The following is a 20087-nucleotide window of genomic DNA, read 5'->3' on the forward strand; positions in this document are numbered from 1 at the left end:
TAATATAATAAAATGTAGTATTATAAATATTTTCAAAATTTAAACAAGGAGGAGTTAGAAGATGCGCAGAAAATTGTTACCCTATTTATTTGTTGCAATTCTGGTACTAGTACTGAGTGTGGGAGTCTCAGCCCAAAGGGTTCCTGAATTAAATATCATGACAACTACTGAAGGTTATGATCCGATTCGTTATGAAGCAGCTTTTTTAATTCAGGATAATCTAGCTGAATTAGGTATTGAAGTCACTGTTTCACCAACTGAATTTAGCACATTAATTCAAAATTTCTATAATGAACAGGATTTTGAAATTGCCATTGCTGGTTGGTCAGGCAGGGTTGATAGGCTTGATCCTCAGCACTTTTTAGGGACTTTAGAATCTGGACAATCTGACCTTGGTGGTAATAACCCGGGCGGCTATGTAAATGAAAGATATGATGAGCTTTTTCAGCTGCAGTCACAGGAATTTGATCAGGATTTGAGAAGAGAATATGTTCTGGAAATGCAGTCAATTGCTATGGATGAACAGCCACTTAATATACTCTTTTTTAGAGATGAGGTTGTAGCCTATAACAAAGATAATTTCACTGGATTTGTACCAATGGCTGGTGAAGCAATCTATAATGAATGGATTCCTTTTGATGTTGAACCTTTAGGAGCTGATAGAAGCTTAACTATCGGAACAACTCAGGAACCTGATAATATTAATCCTCTTGATTCTACAACAGTTTGGGGTTGGAAATTCATGAGGATGTATTATGATAAATTAATTCGCCTCTCACCTGATATCGAGCCTTTACCATGGGCTGCAGAATCAGTTGAGGCAATTGATGATAATACAATTGAGATAGTTTTAAGAGATGGAATGAACTTCCATGATGGTGAAGCCGTAACTGTAGAAGATGTTAAATTCAGTTATGATTATTATCAAGAACAAGATTTCGCTTACTTTAGGCCATTTTATCAGCCTTTAGAAGAGGTCATAATTGTTGATGACAATACCTTACACTTTGTTCTTGAAGAACCAACTTCATTCTTCATTACAGTAACCTTAAGTCAGATACCTATATTACCAAAACACCTCTGGGAAGATATAGAAGCTGCTGACCAGCTTTCACCAGAAGATGTACCAACTGTAGGTAGTGGACCACTTGTATTTGATCAATATGATCGTGGTGAATACAAGCGTCTGGTTAAAAATGAAGACTACTTTATGGCAGATGAAATAGATATTGATGCAGTAGATTTTAATATCTATGCTGATTCTGAAGGTGTTTATACTGCCCTAGTAACAGAAGAAATCGATATGACTGCCTGGAGATTGGAACCAGCTCAAATTAATTTAGCTGAGCAGGAAGATCACCTTGAAGTTGTTAGTGTACCTGACTTTGGATATTACCATATGACATATAACTTAAGGGTTCCCCCAATGGATGATATAGAATTCAGAAGAGCCTTAGCTCACGCAGTACCATATGATACATTTATTAATGTTCTACTTGATGGCTTAGGTGAAAGAGGAACCTCAATAATTGCTCCTGTAAATGCTTTCTGGCATAATCCAGATGTACCTCTCTATGATTATGATTTAGATCTGGCCAGAGAAAGATTAGAAGCAGCAGGTTATTGGTGGGATGATGAAGGTAGACTAAATTTCCCTCAATAATATGGCAGAGAAAAATATAATTAGAACTTAATTTAAGACCAAAAGGGGGGATTTTATCCCCCTTATTTTTTTCAAATTAAAACAGAATCAAGAAATTTTCAATGAGGTGAAGTTATGGGAAAAGGACAATATATTGCCAAAAGAATTATTCAATTAATCATAACATTTTTTATAATACTAACAATTTTATTTTTTCTATTTAGGTTAGCTCTGCCTGACCCAACTGCTGCTTTGGTAATGGATGGACTTTCAGCAGAAGAACAGGCACTTGTTAGGGCTCGTTTTGGCCTGGATAGACCTTTAGTTGAACAATATTTTATTTATTTAAGAAATTTTCTTACAGGTGAATTTGGAATATCTTTTCACTATAAATCGGCAGTTTTCCCTATATTAATGGAAAAACTTTTTAATACCTTAGCTCTGATGCTGCCTGCCATATTTATTTCCTATTTGATTGGACCACTGCTGGGAGTTTTATTATCCTGGAAAAGGGGAAGCAATACAGAATTTGCCGGAATAGTCGGTGGGCTCTTTTTGCGTTCTGCCCCGGTTTTTTGGACAGGGATGATCTTTATTATGATCTTTGGTATTTGGCTGGGTATATTACCAACCAGTGGGATGAGAACCCTGCCTTATACGGCCACTGGAAATTTTGATAAGATCATGACCCTTGATTATCTGCGGCATCTATTTTTACCGATGCTGACCATAGCCCTTTATTATCTTGGTTTACCGATGTTGATAATGAGAAATACTATGCTGGAGATTATGGGTGAGGATTTTATTGAGCTTTGTCAGGCAAAAGGTTTAAGTGAACGGAGAATAATGTATAAACATGTGGCCCGGAATGCACTCTTACCTGTTGTAACCCAGGCTGCAATTACAATTGGGCTTGCAGTTGGGGGACAGGTAGTAGTAGAGGTGGTCTTTTCCTGGCCAGGACTTGGTAGGGAGATGATTCAGGCTGTAAGGACCAGTGATTTTCCAATGGCACAAAGTGCCTTTATGATGATGGCAGGCCTGGTTTTAATTATGAATACAGTAGCTGATCTTCTCTATAGTTATTTAGATCCCCGGGTTGTATTAAAAGGGGGAAATAAATAATGGCTGCTAAAAAAGGATTTAAAGAACGCTTAAAATATTTTAAACCAATGCTAGTTAATTTATTTGAACCATTTAAAATAATTTTTCGTGACCCTTTGGGAAGAATTGGAGCTATATTACTGTCAATTATAATTTTAATTGCTATTTTTGCTCCAATGCTGGCCAGCCATGATCCCAATCAGATGAATGAGCGGATTGAAGGAAGTGTTATCCCCTTTGATGAAGATGGGGAATGGAAAAATTATCAGGTTATTGGTCAAAGACCTCTCAATGAAGTAGCCCTGGGTGATAATTATCAACTGGCTGCAGCTGATGAGGGTTATATATACTTAAAAGAATTAGGTGATGATTGGCAGGAATTCAAGTTAGAATTGAATATTAATTTTTTGGCAGCAGCTGTTTATGAAGAGCTTAGATTTGTTGCTGGAGAAGCTGGAATTATTCTGCGCCAAGCAGCTGATAGCTGGCAGATAATGCCTACAAATACTGAAGAAAATATTAATGATCTAATTATTCTCAATTCTAGTCAGGCTTATGCAGTTGGTGATAATGGCCTCTTTTTAAGCTGGGATGGAGATAGTTGGACAGAGATCGATAGTTCTACAACGAGAAATCTAAGAGAAATCTCCTTTATCAACAGTGAAGATGGCATAATTGTTGGTGATAGAGGGACAATAATCCATTATAGAGATGGAGAGTTAAGTGAACCATCATTCCGTTCTTTTATGGATTCTACCTTTAGAGATTTATTGGCAGTTTCATATTTTAATGAAAATCAGGCTATTGCTGTTGGTGAGAGGGCTACAGTTATGATCTATGATGGTCAGGACTGGTATACAGCTGATAGTGGAGCTTCTCGCTCACTGAATGGAGTTATTCATACTTCCGAAAATGAAGCATATGCGGTCGGATTAAGAGGTAGTATTATAAAATATGATGGAGAAAGCTGGCAGAGTCTTGATAGAATAACCCGCCGGGATTATCGGGGGATTAGTTTTGCTGATGATCAGGGTTATATCTATGGAGTAGAGCCTTATATCAATGAGCTTGCCCCACCTTCTCGAGATCACTTTTTTGGGACAACTCATCTGGGCCGTGATATTTGGAGTCAGGTTATGTATGGAACAAGAACTGCTCTGATGGTCGGAATTATAGCAGCTTTAGTTGTTAATTTTATTGGAGCAACTGTTGGTTTGATTGCCGGTTATTATCGGGGTGGAGTTGATAACTTTTTGATGAGAATAGTAGATATAATGTATGGATTACCCCTGGAACCATTTGCGATTATCTTAGTCCTAATTTTTGAGCCAAGCCTCTGGATTATTATAATGGCGATCGGTCTTTTAACCTGGCGAACAAATGCCCGAATTATCCGTTCTCAGGTTTTATCACTTGTTGAAAGACCATTTATTAAAGCAGCCAGAGTAGCTGGGGCAAGTGATGCCAGGATTATGCTTATTCATATAACACCGAATATTTTACCATTGGCCTTTTTACAGCTGGCAGTTGCAATGGGATATGCTATTACTGCAGAAGCAACGCTTAGCTTCCTGGGTCTTGGGCCACCACAGATTTACAGTTGGGGAACAATACTTCATTCAGCACGTCTTTCTGGAGCCTGGCGTACAGCCTGGTGGTGGGTAATTCCCCCTGGCTTGTTTATCTCAGTTACTGTAATATCTGTATTTTTGATTTCAAGATCACTTGAAGTTCTTACAAACCCAAGATTAAGAGGAGGTAGAGATAATGCTCCTGAAGCTGAAGAATTTGAAAACATATTACCGGATGAACAATAAAATAATTAAAGCGGTTGATGGTGTTTCTTTTGATTTAAAATCAGGAGAAAATCTTGGCCTGGTAGGTGAAAGTGGTTGTGGTAAAACAACAACTGCTAAATCGATTAATAGAATTCTTCCCTCCAATGGTGGAATTGTGGGGGGAGAGATCAATTTTCAGGGTAGAGATTTAGCCAAATTAAGTGAAGCAGAATTAAATAAGGTGCGCTGGCGGGAAATTGCAATGGTTACCCAAAGTGCAATGAATGCCCTCAACCCTGTTTATAAAATTGGTGAACAGATGGTAGAAGCATTTCAAACTCATATAAAAATTAGCAGAGAAGAAGCACTTGATCGTTCAGCCCATCTTTTTTCATTGGTTGGTCTGGAAAAAAGTCGTTTAAATGATTATCCCCATCAGTTATCTGGGGGAATGAAACAGAGAGTTGTGATCGCAATGGCAATGGCCTTAGATCCACCGTTGATCATTGCAGATGAACCTACAACTGCTTTAGATGTTGTAGTTCAAGATGGAATTTTAAAACAGTTCGTCTATTTACAGAATAAAATAAACTCATCTATAATTTTGGTGACTCATGATATTTCTGTAGTAGCAGAACTTTGTCAGCGAACTGCTGTAATGTATGCCGGCAGGATTATGGAACAGGGAAGCACCAGAGAAATTTTTAAGGATGCTTATCATCCCTATACTTTAGGTTTGATTAATGCCTTTCCAACTCTTGAGGCTGCCAAAGAGGATTTGATTTCTATTCCCGGCTCTCCACCCAATTTAGCTAGAGATTTAAATGGCTGTAGATTTAAAGCAAGGTGTCCATTTGCAACTGAACTCTGTGAAGAAGATCCAGAGATAAAAGAAGTTGCTGAACAACATCTTGTTGCCTGTCATTATCCCAATAAAGTAAAAGAATTTAGAGAAAAGGCTGCACTGCCAGCAACCTGGGATCAGGAGCTGGAAAGTGTTAAAATCAAGCCTCAGAAAAAAGAAAAAGATGTACTTGAAGTTGCTGAATTAAAAAAATCATTTGAGTTAAAAAGCAAAGACTTTTTTGGCCGAAAAAAAAGGATTCTTAAAGCTGTTGATGGAGTTAATTTTAAGGTTAAAGAAAAAGAAATACTTGGTTTTGCAGGTGAAAGTGGTTCAGGTAAATCAACCCTGGGTGAGCTGGTAGCCCGATTACAAAAACCAAGTCAGGGGAGAATACTTTATTTAGGCAGAGATATCTCCGATTTAAAGAAAAGAAAGCTAAAAAGTTTTAGAAAAGACCTACAGGTAGTCTTTCAGGACCCTTATGAAACCTTAAATCCCCGCTTTACAGTTATGCAGACAATTATGGAGCCATTGAAAATTCACAATATAGGGGCTGATTTTTTCCAGAGATTAGAAAGGGTTAAAGAAGCTCTGCATAAAGCTGAATTAAGACCTGTAGATGATTATTTAGATCGTTTTCCCCATCAGCTTTCTGGGGGGCAGCGGCAGCGGGTTGCTTTAGCTAGAGCAATAGTTTTAAACCCTAAATTCATTATCGCTGATGAACCTGTTTCTATGCTCGATGTTTCTGTAAGGGCAGGAATACTGAATCTTTTAAAGAAATTAAGAGATGATTTGGGAGCCTCAATCATTTATATTTCTCATGATCTGGCAACCATTCGCTATATCTGTGATCGAACTGCCATCCTCTATCTAGGTAGGATTATGGAGATAGGTGAAACCGAAACTGTGATTTCAAGTGCCTGTCATCCCTATACCAAGATGCTTTTAGCAGCAGTACCTATTCCAGACCCAGATCGAAACAGAGAAAGGGTTGATCCCCGTGGTGAGATACCGGATCCGATTGAACTGCCAAATGGCTGCCGCTTTCATGCTCGCTGTGCTCAGGCTACAGCCGAATGTGGTTTTGAAGGCAAAGATTTAGAAAAAGTAATAATAGAGGCAAAAAATCACCCGGATTATCCAGAAGTATTTGCTCGCTTTGAGCAGATCAAAAAGATGGAGATCAAGGGCTATGCTGTTGAACTAAGTCTGCAGTTAGAAGAAGATAGCAGAGATAGTTTTGAAGAATATCTCTGGGAAAAGGCAGCTGAGTGGAATGAGTCTCTACCTGAGGCTATTACTAAAAGCAGCTGGCAGGGTAATAAGCTTAAGCTTGAATTTGCAGCTAAAAATGAACCTGAATTAAGAAAAACTAAAACAGGTCAAGAAGTAGCCTGTGTGCTTTATCCAAAAAAATAAATTCTACTTAAAAAGGCTCTGTCGATTTAAATTTGGCAGAGCCTTATTTTTTATCGATAAAATCTTGTAAATTTTCACTTATTATGATATTATATACAAGCGTCTGCAGTATATTTCCAAACTTAGAGAGGATAATTTTAATGCTTTATACAGAATCATTATTAAAAAAGTCACCTATCATTGCAGCTGTAAAAAGTTTAAGTGATATTCAGAAGGTGCCAAAAAATATAAATGCTATTTTAATACTTGATGCAGATATTCTTTATGTAGAAAAAATGATCGATCTTGCTATACAAAAAGATCTTTTAATATTTCTCCATATTGATCTGTTCAAGGGAATCAGTAGAGATGAATATGGGATTAGATATTTAGCCAGGAAAACAGGGATCGATGGAATAGTCTCAACAAAGGGATATTTGATCAAAATGGCAAAAGAAGAAAATTTAATCGCTATTCAAAGATTGTTTATCATCGATTCTTCTGCCTTTGATAAGACCTTAAGAATAATCGAAGATGCTGAACCAGATATGATAGAGATCTTACCGGGTTTGGTTTATCCCCGTCTGGCCAGCAAATTAAGGCGCAAGATTAAACAGCCCATTATTGCCGGAGGTATGATCAAAGAAAAAAGAGATGTTGATGATATCCTTTCAGCAGGGGCAGTAGCTATATCTTCCAGCAACAAAAGCCTTTGGCGGTATAAAAAAATTATAAAATAATTTGGGATTTCTCTTGACAATCAAGCAAATACTCCCTATAATAGTATTTGTCGTATTTAATTTTTGTTTTATTTTAAATATTCAAAATAAAATAAATACAATAGGTGAATCAGAGAAGCCCTATTTGTTTAATTAGAATGACTGTTTAGAAAGTGTAAGCAGCCATGACCCGAACTATGCCTAATTAAACAGATAGGGATTTTTTATGCCCTAATTTATCAAGGGAGGTGAAAAGAGGTGTGCCTGAAATATTAAATATTGCCCATAAGGGAGCCTGTGGTTATTATCCAGAAAATTCTCTGTTGGCTTTTGAAAGAGCTGTAGAAATGGGCTGTGATGCTTTCGAAATAGATGTACAGCTGAGCAGAGATGGAAAATTGGTGGTTTTTCATGATGAAGAGCTGGATAAAGTTAGTAATGGCTCAGGTTTTTTAAAAGACTACACTTGGGCAGAACTAAAAAGGCTAGAGATAAGGGATAATAATGAGGAGCGAAAATATGGAGTGCAGAAAATTTTATCTTTAGAAGAATTATTAAAAATGCTGCAGAAAAATGATATTATATTAAATCTAGAGCTCAAAAATGATCTCTTTGATTATCCGGGAATGGAAGCAAAGGTTTGTCAGATGCTTAAAAAGTATCAGATGGTAGAGAGGGTTATAGTTTCTTCTTTTAACCACTATTCATTAAAAAGATTTGCAAAACTTTGCCCGGAAGTTGATCTGGGAATACTCTATATGACAACTCTGATTAAGCCAGAGAGATATGCTGATTTCTTAGACTTTGAAATCAGATCACTCCATCCTGCTGCCAAGACTTTGAATAAAGAAGTGGTAGAGGGGATCAAGGCCGCTGGCTATGAAATATATCCTTATACGGTCAATGCAAAAAAAGAACTTAAAAAGATGATCGAATTAGAAGTAGATGGCATTATTACTGATTATCCAGATAGATTAAAAGAATTATTAAGCTAAATTTATATAATTTTAAGTAATTTTTTAAAAAATAAAAAGGATTTAACAAGGAGGAAAAAAATGAAAAAGTTAAGTTTAGTTATGGCAGTAGTTTTATTTACAGGTGTTCTTTTAATAGGTGCAGGTGGAACTATGGTTTCAGCAGATGATGATTTTCAGCTGACATTAAGATTAAGCCATGTTTTTAGTCCAGAGGAACAGCTGACAAAGTCGATGGATTTGGTTGCAGACAGCATTAGAGAAAAAACTGATGGTGCTATTAATATTCAAACATTCCCTCAGGGCCAGATTGCTGCTTATAAAGATGGTGTAGAACAGGTTGCAAGAGGAGCTAACTTTATTTCTGTAGAAGATCCAACTTACATAGGAGATTATGTACCAGATTTTACAGCTATGGTTGGACCAATGCTTTACAGTAGTTTTGACGAATATGTAGCTATGACAGATACAGATCTTGTTGCAGAACTTAAAGAAGAATTAGCAGAAGAACATAATATTAAAGTTTTATCACTTGATTATGTATTTGGATTCAGAAATGTTATTACAGACGAAGTTATTGAAACACCTGAAGATTTATCAGGTTTAAGAATTAGAGTTCCAGGAAGTCAACTTTTCATTGATACTTTAAATGCTATGGGTGCTAATGCAACTCCATTACCATGGGGAGAAACCATTTCAGCTATGCAGCAGGGTGTTGTAGATGGTATTGAAGGTTCAGAGTTCACAAATATAGGTAATAGTATTCATGAAGTAAGACAAAATGTTGCCCTTACCCGTCATTTCTTAGGAGCCTGTGGAGTCTATATCAACACAGATGTTTGGGATAGTATTCCAGAAAGATATCAGACAATAATTCAAGAAGAATTTGATTCAGGTGCAGTTCACATGGTTGAACTACTTGACTCACAGCATGCTGATGTAGTAGAAGAATTAGAATCTTATGGTGTAGAGTTTAATGAAGTAGATTATGATGCTTTTGTTGAAGCTACTGAAGGTATTTATGATACTTTCCCTGGCTTTAGTGATGATATTTATGAAAGGCTACAAGCTGAGTTAGAAATTATTCGTGAAGATCTAGCAACTCACTAAGAATATAAAGTCTTATTTACTTCTTGTCCTAACAGATGAAAATTAAATTTGGATTCTGTTAGGACAATATTAATTATTCAATTAATTGAGGAGAAAAAATTATGAAAAAACTTATTAAAAATTTTGAAGAATATTTAAGTTGTTTCTTTATATCGATTACAGTGATTCTCGTTATTATAAACGTTATTATGCGTTATATTTTTAATTCTGGCATTTTTTGGACTGAAGAGGTTGCAACTTATTCTTTTGTTTGGAGTGTTTTTATAGGGGCAAGTGCTGCTTATAAAAAGAGATTGCATATAGGGATTGATTTATTAACTAGAATTGTTCCAGAAAAGTTAAAAGAACTGAGTAAAATGTTGATAAACTTTTTTATGGTATTAATAAACGGCTATATCGCATATTTAAGTATTATTTTTGTTAGAGAAACTGTTGGTAGACCAACACCAGTTTTGGGTGTTTCATCAGCCTTTGTAAGTACAGCTCTTTTAGTATCATTTTCACTTATGACCTTTCATGCCGCTCATTTTTTTGTTAAAAATTTATTGATTTTTATTAGTGATGAAAAAGAGAAAAAACTTAGAAGAGCTGAACAAAAAATGGAATTAAATACTGAAATCAAAGAAGAAGTTATATAATAATTTAAAAAGAGAGGATGGTTTTAATGCAATATGCTCCAGTTGCTGTTGTATTTTTGTTATATTTTACAGGAATTCCTATAGCTTTTGCTTTATTTGCAGCGGCTATTTCGTATTTTGCCTTTATAAATGTGGGCATGCCGGTAGATCTTGTTTTGCAAAGATTTATTAGTGCTACTGCTTCATTTCCCCTGCTGGCAATTCCCTTTTTTATAATGGCAGGAACAATAATGAATTATTCAGGAATCAGCTCTAAGTTGATGCAGATGGCAGATGTTCTAACAGGTCACATGACAGGTGGTCTGGCCCAGGTTAATATAGTTTTGAGTACTTTAATGGGAGGTATTTCTGGTTCTGCTAATGCTGATGCAGCTATGCAGTGTAAGATTCTTGTTCCAGAGATGGAAAAGAGGGGTTATGATAAAGCTTTTTCTACTGCAATCACTGCAGCCTCATCTGCAATTGCACCTGTTATCCCACCTGGGATAAACTTGATTATCTATGCTTTAATTGCTAATGTTTCTGTTGGAAAAATGTTTATCGCTGGTTATACTCCTGCTATAATAATGGCTGCAACCTTAATGTTTACTGTAGCAGTTATTTCAAATAAAAGAGGTTATAAACCTTCTCGGGAAAAAAAAGCTTCATTAAAAGAAATTTTAATTCAGGTTAAAGAATCAGTTTGGGCTTTGTTTTTACCTTTTGGAATAATCTTAGGGCTAAGATTTGGGATGTTCACTCCTACTGAAGCAGGAGCGATAGCAGTTTTATTTACCACCTTAGTTGGTTTATTTGTCTATAAAGAATTGGAATTAAAACATTTTCCTATTATATTAAAAGATACTGTTTATGGAACCAGTACAGTTATGTTTATAATTGTTGCAGCATCTGTGTTTGGTTATTATATGAGCTGGGAAATGATTCCTCAGGCTATTTCAGCCTTTATGTTAGGAGCAACTGAAAGTAGAGTCTTAATGCTCTTATTAATCAATGTACTCTTCCTTATTGTAGGAATGTTTTTAGAAGGTGGAGCAGCTTTAATTATCTTAGCTCCCTTATTGGTACCTGTAGTGACAGGTTTAGGAGTAGATCCAATCCACTTTGGAGTAATAGCTATAGTTAATATCATGATTGGAGGTATTACCCCACCCTTTGGTTCGATGATGTTTACTTCCTGCAGTATAACTGGGGTGGCGATCAATGATTTTGTCAGAGAGGTTATTCCCTTTATTATGGCCTTGATAGCTGCTTTATTAGTTGTGACTTATCTGCCTGCTATAGTAATGTTTTTACCTAATTTGTTTTAAATAATAATTATCTGAAAAGAACAAGAGGAGGTTAAAACCTTGTTAGAATATACAATGAGAATTATATTATCTGGTTTAATAGGTGGAGTTGTAGGCTATGAGAGGCAGACCAGAGATAAAGCAGCTGGAATGAGAACCAATATACTTGTAGCTGTTACCTCCTGTTTGATTATGATATCTTCATATAGATTAGCAATTGATCTTGGTCCAACCGATGCTTATGCAGATGCAGCAAGAATCGTGGCTCAGGTAGTAAGTGGAGTTGGCTTTATTGGAGCAGGTACTATAATAAAACATAAAGATAAGGTAAAAGGGCTTACAACTGCTGCCGGTTTATGGGCAGTTTCAGGCTTGGGTATTGCAGTAGGACAGGGCTATTATTTTATAGCTATTGTTGCCACTTTAGTAATCCTTTCTACCCTGGCTTTAAGTTCCTTTTTCCATTAAAGATTTAAATTCTTGATATAGTCATATTATGATAAGTAACAGCTGTCTTTTAGGGCAGCTGCTATTTATCAAACAAGGGGATGATAAAAAAATGACAGAAATAATAAATATTGCTCACAGAGGGGCAAGTGGAATCTACCCCGAAAATTCTATGCTGGCCTTTAAAAAAGCTATAGAAATGGGCTGTGGTGGTCTAGAAGTTGATGTGCAGCTCAGCAGTGATGGAGAAGTTGTTATCTTTCATGATAAAAAACTGCAGAGAGTAACTAATGGTGAGGGCTTAGTTTGTGAGCATAGTTATGCAGAATTAAAAAAACTAGAAATTACAAATAATAATCAAGCAAATCAATATCCCAAACAGCAAATAGTAACTTTAAAAGAACTACTGCAGATGCTGCAGGAAAATGAAATATTTTTAAACATAGAACTTAAGAATATATACATAGATTATCCTGGTTTAGAAGAAAAAGTTTATGAACTTTTAAAGGAATATGAAATGATAGAGAGGGTAGTTATTTCATCTTTTAATCATCATTCTTTACAGAGATTTGCTCAAATAAGTGAAGAGGTTGATCTAGGAATTATTTATCTGGCTAATCTTATTGATCCAATTGCTTATGCAGAATCTCTGGATTTTAAACTTAGATCATTTCATCCGCTCTATAGTACTTTAGATGAAAAAAGGGTAGAAAAAATGAAAAAAGCAGGCTATGATATTTTTACTTATACGGTTAATGATAAAATAGATATCAAAAAGGTTTCTAATTTAGATGTAGACGGAATTATTAGTGATTATCCAGATAGATTATAAAAGTATCTATAAATAGCAGGTACCACCAGTTAAATATTGATATCTGGTGGTACCTGATTTAAATTTAAGCTATCAAATTGATGCTTATAGGATGGTATCATCTTTTTTTCATTTTTACTTTGTTGGCGATAAAGGTAAAAGTAAAAGAAGAAACTAAGGCTACAGCCATAGAAATTGCAAAACCGATTCCATTATTAGACAGAAAAGGAGCAGAAAAAGAAGGTACATAAGCTGTTCCTCTTACACCTAAAAAACCGACAAAGGCTCCAGAAATAGCTCCGGAAATCATTGCTCCTGCAAAAACCAATTTATCAGAAAACATAAATGGATAAGATGCTTCAACAAAGGTTCCAAAGCCCATGTTGATTAAAAAGCCGGGTAAAGCAATTGCTGTTTCATTTTTCTTTTTAGGAGCTATAATATTGGCCAGGGTAATACCAGCTGAAACCATGACTAAACCTGTCATATCTATAGCACCGAGGAAACTAGATCCTGTTTGTTCCATTTCTAAAAGTACAATTGGCAGTATTGCTGCATGATAAACCCCACCAATAATTGCCGGCCAAATTAAAAAGCCAGCCAGAGCACCTGCTAAAATAGCATTATAATTCAAAGCCATTTCGATTAAATCTCTAATTCCATTCCCCAGAAAAAGAGTAAAAGGAGCTAAGATAAAAAAGACTAAAAATCCAGCACTTAAACCTGCTATACCTCCAGCCACAATATTGGCTGTTGTGCCGGGGAAATTTAAACTTAAAGTTAGCCTTATAAAATAGAGGGCTAAAATACCTGCCAAAATACCACCGGCTAAGCCACCGATTATTCCTCCATCTGTAGATAATACACCAGCTACTATTCCGGCAACTATACCAACCTCATCCAGACCTGATACCTGTTTAGCAGCTATAGCTGCAATTATTACAGGTAAAGCATTGATCAAAAGATCAAAAGCATCACCCAAAGGAGCAAAAGCTGGTATTTTACTTAAAGCTAAGGTGATTGCCATGGCAATAAAACCAGGTAAAGCTGCCATCATTATTCCTCTGAAACTGATTCTCTGCCAAATATTTTGCTCAAGAGTTAAATTTGAAGCTTCAGAAGAACCTATTGCAGGCTTATATTTAATATTCCAGTGTTTAGAAAGAGCCTGTATTGCTGCAACAGCTCTGGTCCTGTTGGTGGTTCCTGTTGTACCAGAAGTAGAAATAACATTAGCACCTAAATACTGTACCTCAGCCATTGAACTACCACCGGTCCCTACTACAGGGATATTTTTTTCTGCAGCAGCTTCAATTGCTTTTTGATTAACCCCATCTGGATCACAGCTGACCAATATTAAAGCATCAATTTCTTCATTTTCTATCATTGCTGCAATTTTTTTGTCTGCTTCTGCAGCCTCTTGATTAACAGCTGTAATTTCTTGTTCTGGCGAAATTTCAAGCCTTTGTTTTTCATTATCCCAGCTGTAAAGTCTGGCTTTGGTTTTTTGATTAAGATTATCCATCGACTTATTGGCCCCTACAAATTGAACAGCTGCAATATTTATTCCTGCTGCATTAGCCTGAATTTCTATTTCTTCAATTAACTTGCTCGGATTCTTTCCCCCAGCATTATATAGATTACCTCCACTACTACCTAAAATTGCAATATTTTTCACTAGATCTCCTCCTTAAATGATATTTAGCTTTATTAATTTAACGATTTAATTGACTAAAATATTATTTACAATATCCATTATACCCCTAACTTCCAATAAATTCAATTAATATACAATAATACTTAAGGAATTTCAAATAATGCTTGTTATTTTGCACTTTAAATAGTATAATATTAATAAGTAAATGTAAATATCTTACTATATAATTATTATTTGTAAAATATTATCGAATAAAGCCGAATAATAACGAAATAATTAATTATTAAAAAATTATTGTCGAATATTGCTCTTTTTGTTTAAGTTGCCAAAAGCAATTAATAATAAAATCAATTTAATCAACTTAAAAAGGAGGTTCATAATGAGCTTTTTTAAACTAAAAACTAATCATCATTCTAAAAAAACTAATATGTTAGAAAAATATAATTTAAATGATTGGTGGGAAAATACTTTTAACAAAGAGCAGAGAGAATATATGATCAGTAGAAATAAAGCCTTGTTTTGCCCAAAAAGGAAATTTGCTGATCATCCAGCCAGGGATTTTTTATATTTACTTGCCGGAAATCTTTTTACAAAAAACACTGAAAAACATATCAGTATGGCCTTGCTTTTACTTGAGAAATCGGCAGAGCTGACAGAAGATAAAAATAGATTATTTAAAATCTATTCGATTATAATTTCTACCCTTGAAAAATATAAGGACAGTCATCTTTATTCAAGTGATAAAATAATCAATTATTGTCAAAAACAGATCACTTTATCTGCAGATATAGCAGAAAAATTGCAAACTTTAAATAAGACAAATGAAGATTTTACTTATCCAGCTCATAAAGGTTATGAGACTTTGATTAAGATTAAATTAGATTTGGGTGATTTTGAGCAGGCTTTGATTTTAGCAAAAAAAGCAAAAAAGCAAAACTGGCGGGGAGATTGGGAAGAAATAATTGCAGATATTGAGTCAAAAATCTGCTAATTGATTAAATCTTTGAAATTTTATAGATAAAGTTAATAAATTACTTGTATAGTTAAGTAATTAACTATATAATTAAACTTAAGTATTAATAATTATTGTTAATATCTGATTATTTAATTAATACTTATTAAAATAGCAACTAAATTCATAAAAAAGCGAGGTGAGCTGGATGAAGTCCCTGTTTTATGGTAAAAACCAGAAAAATAATGTTCTGACAAGCAATTTAGCTGTTGAAAATAAAAGTCTTGAAATTTTAGAGCTCTTTCATTCTAAAGAAAAGCTTTTTGACTATCTAAGAGAAAATGAAGGTGAAGTTGATATTCTTTTTCTCGAGATAGATAATAATGAGGATTACATTTTTTCTTTGGTAGAGCAATTGCTGGATCTATACCCTAAACTGAATTTTATCTTTATCAGCTCTAAAGACCATGATTTTATAGAAATCTTAGAAAAGAAAGAACTATTTTATCTATCTAAGCCTTTTTCCGAACAGCAATGTAGTTCAGTGATTGAGGAGATTAAAATAGAAAACGAAAAAAGCGATTCTTTAATCGAATTATATGTAGAAACTATGGGAGAAATAGAAGTCTATGATATCGATAGAAATAAGCTTGAGCTTAACTGGCCTGATCTAAAAACTAAAGAGCTATTTGCCTTTCTGCTCCATAATCAAGGTCAATATTTAAGCAGAGCTGAAATTATCGAAGAACTTTGGGCAAGAGAAAAGAGTGAAGTATTATTTCAGGCAACACTCTTAAAACTCCGCAAAATATTCAATCAATATGGATTTGATAATCTCATAGAAGCAAAAGCTGACAGCTATAGAATAGATTTAAAGAAAATTGAAGTTGATTTTATTAAAATTGAAGAGCTGCTAAAAAAAGAGATAAAAAATAAATATAGAGTTTATCAGCTTTTAAACCTATATCAGGACAGCTATTTAGCTGCTGATGATTTTGATTGGTGTAAAAAATATAGAAAAGAATTTGAAAAAAGGATTAAAAAAGCTTTAATTCAGGCTGCAGATTATTTTATGGCAGTTGGCCAGAATACAATTACAAAAAATGTACTAACCACACTTATTGATTTAAACTGTAAGGATGAATCGGTTTATAATAAATTGATAAATATTTATAAGCGGGAAGGAAATAGACAAAAAGCTGATGAACTGCTTGCAGAACTAGAAGATCATATAGATGAAGAAATGTATTTAATAATTTAAAAAAAATATTTTTTGAAAAATAGCTTAAATTCGATTATTATATTTTGCCGGCAGTTATACTGCTGGTAATTTTTTTGCTTAAGTACTTCAAGCTCTGCAGTGAATTGATAAATCAAGCTCAATCAAGTATAATTAAGATAAATTACTATAAAATATAAAATAATTATTAGGTGATAGAGTGAAAGTCTGCTCGCAAACCTCGTGGCTTGCTCCAAGGAGGGTCGAAAAATGAAAGATGAGCAAATAACTAATCAACAAATTGAAGCACAATTAAAAGAACTTCCCGCTCAACCGGGTGTATATATGATGAAAGACGAAACAGGAATGATTATCTATGTTGGTAAGGCAAAATCACTGCGCAGTCGGGTCAGGTCATATTTTCGTAAAAACAATCAAAGTTATAAGACCCAGCTTTTGCTCAACTATATTTATGATTTTGACTATATAATAACTGATACAGAAGTTGAAGCATATATTTTAGAAGCTAATTTAATTAAAAAACATCAGCCTAAATTTAACATTAGACTTAAAGATGATAAAAGCTATCCTTTTATAAAAGTAACTAAAAATCTTGATTTTCCAAGGGTCTTTAAAACAAGACTGGTTAAAAATGATGGGGCAGAATATTTTGGCCCTTTTGCTGATGTTGATGCAATTTATAAAACCTTAGATGTGATCAAAGATATTTTTCAGCTGAGGAGCTGTAAAAAAGAAATTATTGCCGGTCAACCTGAGGCTAAACCCTGTTTAAATTATCATATTGATAAATGTCTTGGACCCTGTATTGGAGCTGTCAGCAGAGAAGAATATCATGAATTAATTGATCAGGTTATGCTTTTTTTATCAGGCAGACAGGAAGAATTAAAAGCAGAAGTTGAAAAAATGATGGAAAAAGCTGCTCAGCAGAGAAACTATGAAAAAGCAGCTCGTTTTCGGGATGCTCTTCAGGCATTTGCCAAATTAAGTGAAAGCCAGAAGGTAATGTCTGATAAAAATATAGATCAGGATGTAGTAGCTCTGGTAGAAGGTGAAAATGATTTAGCCTGTGCCCAACTACTCCTAGTTAGAAATGGTCGTTTGATCGGTCAGGAATATTTTATTCTCCAGGGTACAGAAGAAGAAAGCAAGGCAGAAATGATGGGCTCTTTTTTACAGCAGTATTATGAGCAGGCAGCAGGAATACCTGATGAATTACTGCTTAATACAGAGCTAGCTTATCAAGAGCTTTTAGAAGAAAGACTGGCAGCTTTAAAATCTAAAAAGGTAAAAATACTGCGGCCCCAAAAGGGAGATAAGAAAAAGATGCTGGAGATGGCAGAAAAAAATGCTGCCCAAAACCTTAAAAAAGAAGATATCAGGAGCAAATATGAAAAACAAAGAACCTCAGGTGCAGTTAAAAAACTGGCAGAAATCTTAGGACTGGAAAAAGAGCCCCATTATATAGAAGGCTTTGATATTTCTAATATCCAGGGAACAGATACTGTTGCCTCAATGGTTGTTTTTAAAAATGGCCGTCCTTCTAAACAGGATTATCGCCGTTTTAAAATAGAAAGTGTTAAAGGGCCTGATGATTTTTCCAGTATGAAAGAAGTTGTAGAAAGAAGATATGTCAGATTATTAAGAGAAGATCGAAAACTACCCGATTTGATTTTAATTGATGGTGGTAAAGGACAGTTAAGTGCAGCCTATGAGGTGCTAGAATTATTGGGAATTGAAGACCTAGCAATAATAGGTCTGGCCAAAAAAGAAGAAGAAATCTTTAAACCTGGTCAAAGTGAACCAATAATTATAGCTCATCATTCACCTGCCTTACAGCTGCTGCAGAGGGTAAGAGATGAAGCTCATCGTTTTGCTCTTAGCTATCACCGCAAACTTCGCTCCAGAAGATTAACCCACAGCATGTTGGATGAGATTCCGGGGGTAGGAGAGAAAAGACGTAATGCTCTCTTACAGCACTTTGGCTCTTTAGCCAAAATACGAGAAGCAAAAATATGGCAGTTAAAAGAAGTTGAAGGGATTAGTGCTAAGACAGCACGGAAGATTTACGATTATCTAAGAGAAAATATGCGAGCTTATTGATGAAGTTTTTAGTGAGGTGAAAATAATGGTTTCGAATAAATTAAGTCAGAGTGAGATCAAAAGAAATGCATTAATTAGCAAAATAATGGAACTAAGCAAAGAATTAGACTTTTTTGAGGAAATAGAAGTTATAATATTATTTGGTTCACGAGCCAGAGAAGATTATAATTCGAAAAGTGATTTAGATTTAGCATTTTTATTGAAATCTGAATTTTTTTCAAAAATAAATATGATAGAGTTTAGAATAAATTTATCTAATTATTTTGCTGAATTAACTGGAATAGAAACTGATATAATCTTATTAAATTCCGCTAAACCATTATTAAAATTTCAGGTTTTAAAGTATGGGAAAAAAATATATATGAGCGATGATTTTGATTATGCAAGTTATTTTTCTAAAAGTTTAAAAGAATACTTTGATTTTAATTATTTTAAAAAGCTTCATTATCAAAAAATGAGAGAAAGATTGTCAGATTAAAGGTATGAAATTATCAAAAATAATATAGATGATATTAAAGAATTCATGAGAGTTGTTTTGGACTTTTTATAATTTTTTTATTTTTTTGCAGGAGATTTAACTTCCGTGTTGAATATGTAATATAGAGAATCTGATATATCACATAAAATTTAGGAAGTGTTATTATGGTTATAAATAAAGAAAGTTTGACAGATCAAGTTTATTCAATGTTAAAAAAGAAGATATTGAATAGAGAAGTAGAACTTGGTGAACAACTAAATACAAGAAAAATTGCAGCAGAACATGATATTTCTTTAATGCCTGTTAGAGATGCACTGCGGCGACTGGCGAATGAAGATTTAGTAGAAAATAAGCCGAGAGTTGGATTTTTTGTTAAAAACTTCTCTGAAGCAGAGGTTAATGATATTCTTGAAGTTCGTAAAATGCATGAGTTATATTGTCTAAAAAATTATTTTACAGAAATTGATAAAGAAAAAATAGCTGAACTAAAAAATGGTTTTCAAAATGGGAATAAAGAATATTTTAGCAGTTATGATACCAGCCTCCACAAAGAAATTATTTTTGCTTCTCAGAATGAATATTTGATAGATAGTTATTTAAAGATGATAAACCATTATACAATGCTTTTTAGCTACTTAAATTATAAAAGATCTGAAACTTCCAGGCTAGAACATGTAGATTTAATAGATAGTATATTAGAAGAAAATATAGAAAAAGCTTGTAGTATTTTATATAGGCATCTTGATCGAGTCAAAATTGCTGAAGATGCTGAAATGAAAAAAAGTGAATAAAAAATAAACTTGCAATTCAATCAATAATATTATAATACTAAATTGCAATAATAAATTGAACTAATTTCAAACTGTAATAATTTTACTTGTATAAAATTAGTTTTAGTTGATC

The 20087-nt window shown here is 34.2% G+C and carries 17 protein-coding genes; 16 read left to right on the forward strand and 1 reads right to left on the reverse strand.

All coding sequences use genetic code 11. The features are described from left to right. The first annotated feature begins 61 nt into the window (after positions 1 to 61). The 11 genes from LJ207_RS06470 to LJ207_RS06520 all read left to right on the forward strand — a co-directional run bounded on the left by LJ207_RS06470 (position 62) and on the right by LJ207_RS06520 (position 12778). Positions 62 to 1663: an ABC transporter substrate-binding protein gene (locus LJ207_RS06470; protein ID WP_229345317.1), complete on the forward strand. Its 1602-nt coding sequence runs from the start codon at positions 62 to 64 to the stop codon at positions 1661 to 1663. A 114-nt stretch (positions 1664 to 1777) separates the two neighbouring features. Next, positions 1778 to 2767 (forward strand): ABC transporter permease, encoded by a 990-nt coding sequence (locus tag LJ207_RS06475; RefSeq protein ID WP_229345323.1) that lies wholly within the window; start codon positions 1778 to 1780, stop codon positions 2765 to 2767. Continuing rightward, positions 2767 to 4563, forward strand: coding sequence for an ABC transporter permease subunit (locus LJ207_RS06480; RefSeq protein WP_229345325.1), 1797 nt, complete (start codon positions 2767 to 2769; stop codon positions 4561 to 4563). The genes LJ207_RS06475 and LJ207_RS06480 overlap by 1 nt, the downstream gene beginning before the upstream one ends. Further along, positions 4514 to 6793 (forward strand): ABC transporter ATP-binding protein, encoded by a 2280-nt coding sequence (locus tag LJ207_RS06485; protein WP_229345326.1) that lies wholly within the window; start codon positions 4514 to 4516, stop codon positions 6791 to 6793. The genes LJ207_RS06480 and LJ207_RS06485 overlap by 50 nt, the downstream gene beginning before the upstream one ends. 140 nt (positions 6794 to 6933) lie before the next feature. After that, positions 6934 to 7512: a glycerol-3-phosphate responsive antiterminator gene (locus LJ207_RS06490; protein WP_229345328.1), complete on the forward strand. Its 579-nt coding sequence runs from the start codon at positions 6934 to 6936 to the stop codon at positions 7510 to 7512. 239 nt (positions 7513 to 7751) lie between these two features. After that, positions 7752 to 8486 carry a glycerophosphodiester phosphodiesterase gene (locus tag LJ207_RS06495; protein ID WP_229345329.1) on the forward strand — a complete coding sequence of 245 codons (735 nt, stop codon included), beginning with the start codon at positions 7752 to 7754 and terminating at the stop codon, positions 8484 to 8486. A 60-nt stretch (positions 8487 to 8546) separates the two neighbouring features. Then, on the forward strand, positions 8547 to 9575 hold the full coding sequence (locus LJ207_RS06500; protein ID WP_229345331.1) for a C4-dicarboxylate TRAP transporter substrate-binding protein: 1029 nt from the start codon (positions 8547 to 8549) through the stop codon (positions 9573 to 9575). A 101-nt stretch (positions 9576 to 9676) separates the two neighbouring features. Next, on the forward strand, positions 9677 to 10213 hold the full coding sequence (locus LJ207_RS06505; RefSeq protein ID WP_229345338.1) for a TRAP transporter small permease: 537 nt from the start codon (positions 9677 to 9679) through the stop codon (positions 10211 to 10213). Positions 10214 to 10239: 26 nt separating this feature from the next. Continuing rightward, positions 10240 to 11520 (forward strand): TRAP transporter large permease, encoded by a 1281-nt coding sequence (locus tag LJ207_RS06510; protein WP_229345340.1) that lies wholly within the window; start codon positions 10240 to 10242, stop codon positions 11518 to 11520. A gap of 39 nt (positions 11521 to 11559) precedes the next feature. Next, the gene (locus tag LJ207_RS06515) at positions 11560 to 11967 is read left to right on the forward strand and encodes an MgtC/SapB family protein (protein ID WP_229345341.1); all 408 of its coding nucleotides are present in this window, start codon (positions 11560 to 11562) and stop codon (positions 11965 to 11967) included. 91 nt (positions 11968 to 12058) lie between these two features. Then, positions 12059 to 12778: a glycerophosphodiester phosphodiesterase gene (locus tag LJ207_RS06520; RefSeq protein WP_229345343.1), complete on the forward strand. Its 720-nt coding sequence runs from the start codon at positions 12059 to 12061 to the stop codon at positions 12776 to 12778. A 97-nt stretch (positions 12779 to 12875) separates the two neighbouring features. Here LJ207_RS06520 and LJ207_RS06525 read toward each other — a convergent pair whose 3' ends face one another. Then, complete coding sequence (locus LJ207_RS06525) at positions 12876 to 14435, reverse strand: PTS sugar transporter (RefSeq protein ID WP_229345345.1); 1560 nt, start codon at positions 14433 to 14435, stop codon at positions 12876 to 12878. A 358-nt stretch (positions 14436 to 14793) separates the two neighbouring features. Here LJ207_RS06525 and LJ207_RS06530 point away from each other — a divergent pair, with 358 nt between their 5' ends. The 5 genes from LJ207_RS06530 (at position 14794) to LJ207_RS06550 (ending at position 19975) form a co-directional block, all read left to right on the forward strand. Further along, positions 14794 to 15405: a hypothetical protein gene (locus LJ207_RS06530; protein ID WP_229345346.1), complete on the forward strand. Its 612-nt coding sequence runs from the start codon at positions 14794 to 14796 to the stop codon at positions 15403 to 15405. 169 nt (positions 15406 to 15574) lie between these two features. Continuing rightward, positions 15575 to 16627 carry an AfsR/SARP family transcriptional regulator gene (locus LJ207_RS06535; protein WP_229345348.1) on the forward strand — a complete coding sequence of 351 codons (1053 nt, stop codon included), beginning with the start codon at positions 15575 to 15577 and terminating at the stop codon, positions 16625 to 16627. A gap of 228 nt (positions 16628 to 16855) precedes the next feature. Beyond that, complete coding sequence (gene uvrC, locus LJ207_RS06540; protein WP_229345354.1) at positions 16856 to 18706, forward strand: excinuclease ABC subunit UvrC; 1851 nt, start codon at positions 16856 to 16858, stop codon at positions 18704 to 18706. 25 nt (positions 18707 to 18731) lie between these two features. Further along, positions 18732 to 19184: a type VII toxin-antitoxin system MntA family adenylyltransferase antitoxin gene (gene mntA / locus LJ207_RS06545; RefSeq protein WP_229345356.1), complete on the forward strand. Its 453-nt coding sequence runs from the start codon at positions 18732 to 18734 to the stop codon at positions 19182 to 19184. A 164-nt stretch (positions 19185 to 19348) separates the two neighbouring features. Next, positions 19349 to 19975, forward strand: coding sequence for a GntR family transcriptional regulator (locus tag LJ207_RS06550; RefSeq protein WP_229345357.1), 627 nt, complete (start codon positions 19349 to 19351; stop codon positions 19973 to 19975). The last annotated feature ends 112 nt before the right edge of the window (positions 19976 to 20087 follow it).

The organism is Halanaerobium polyolivorans (assembly GCF_020711195.1).
Classification (GTDB): Bacteria; Bacillota; Halanaerobiia; order Halanaerobiales; family Halanaerobiaceae; genus Halanaerobium; species Halanaerobium polyolivorans.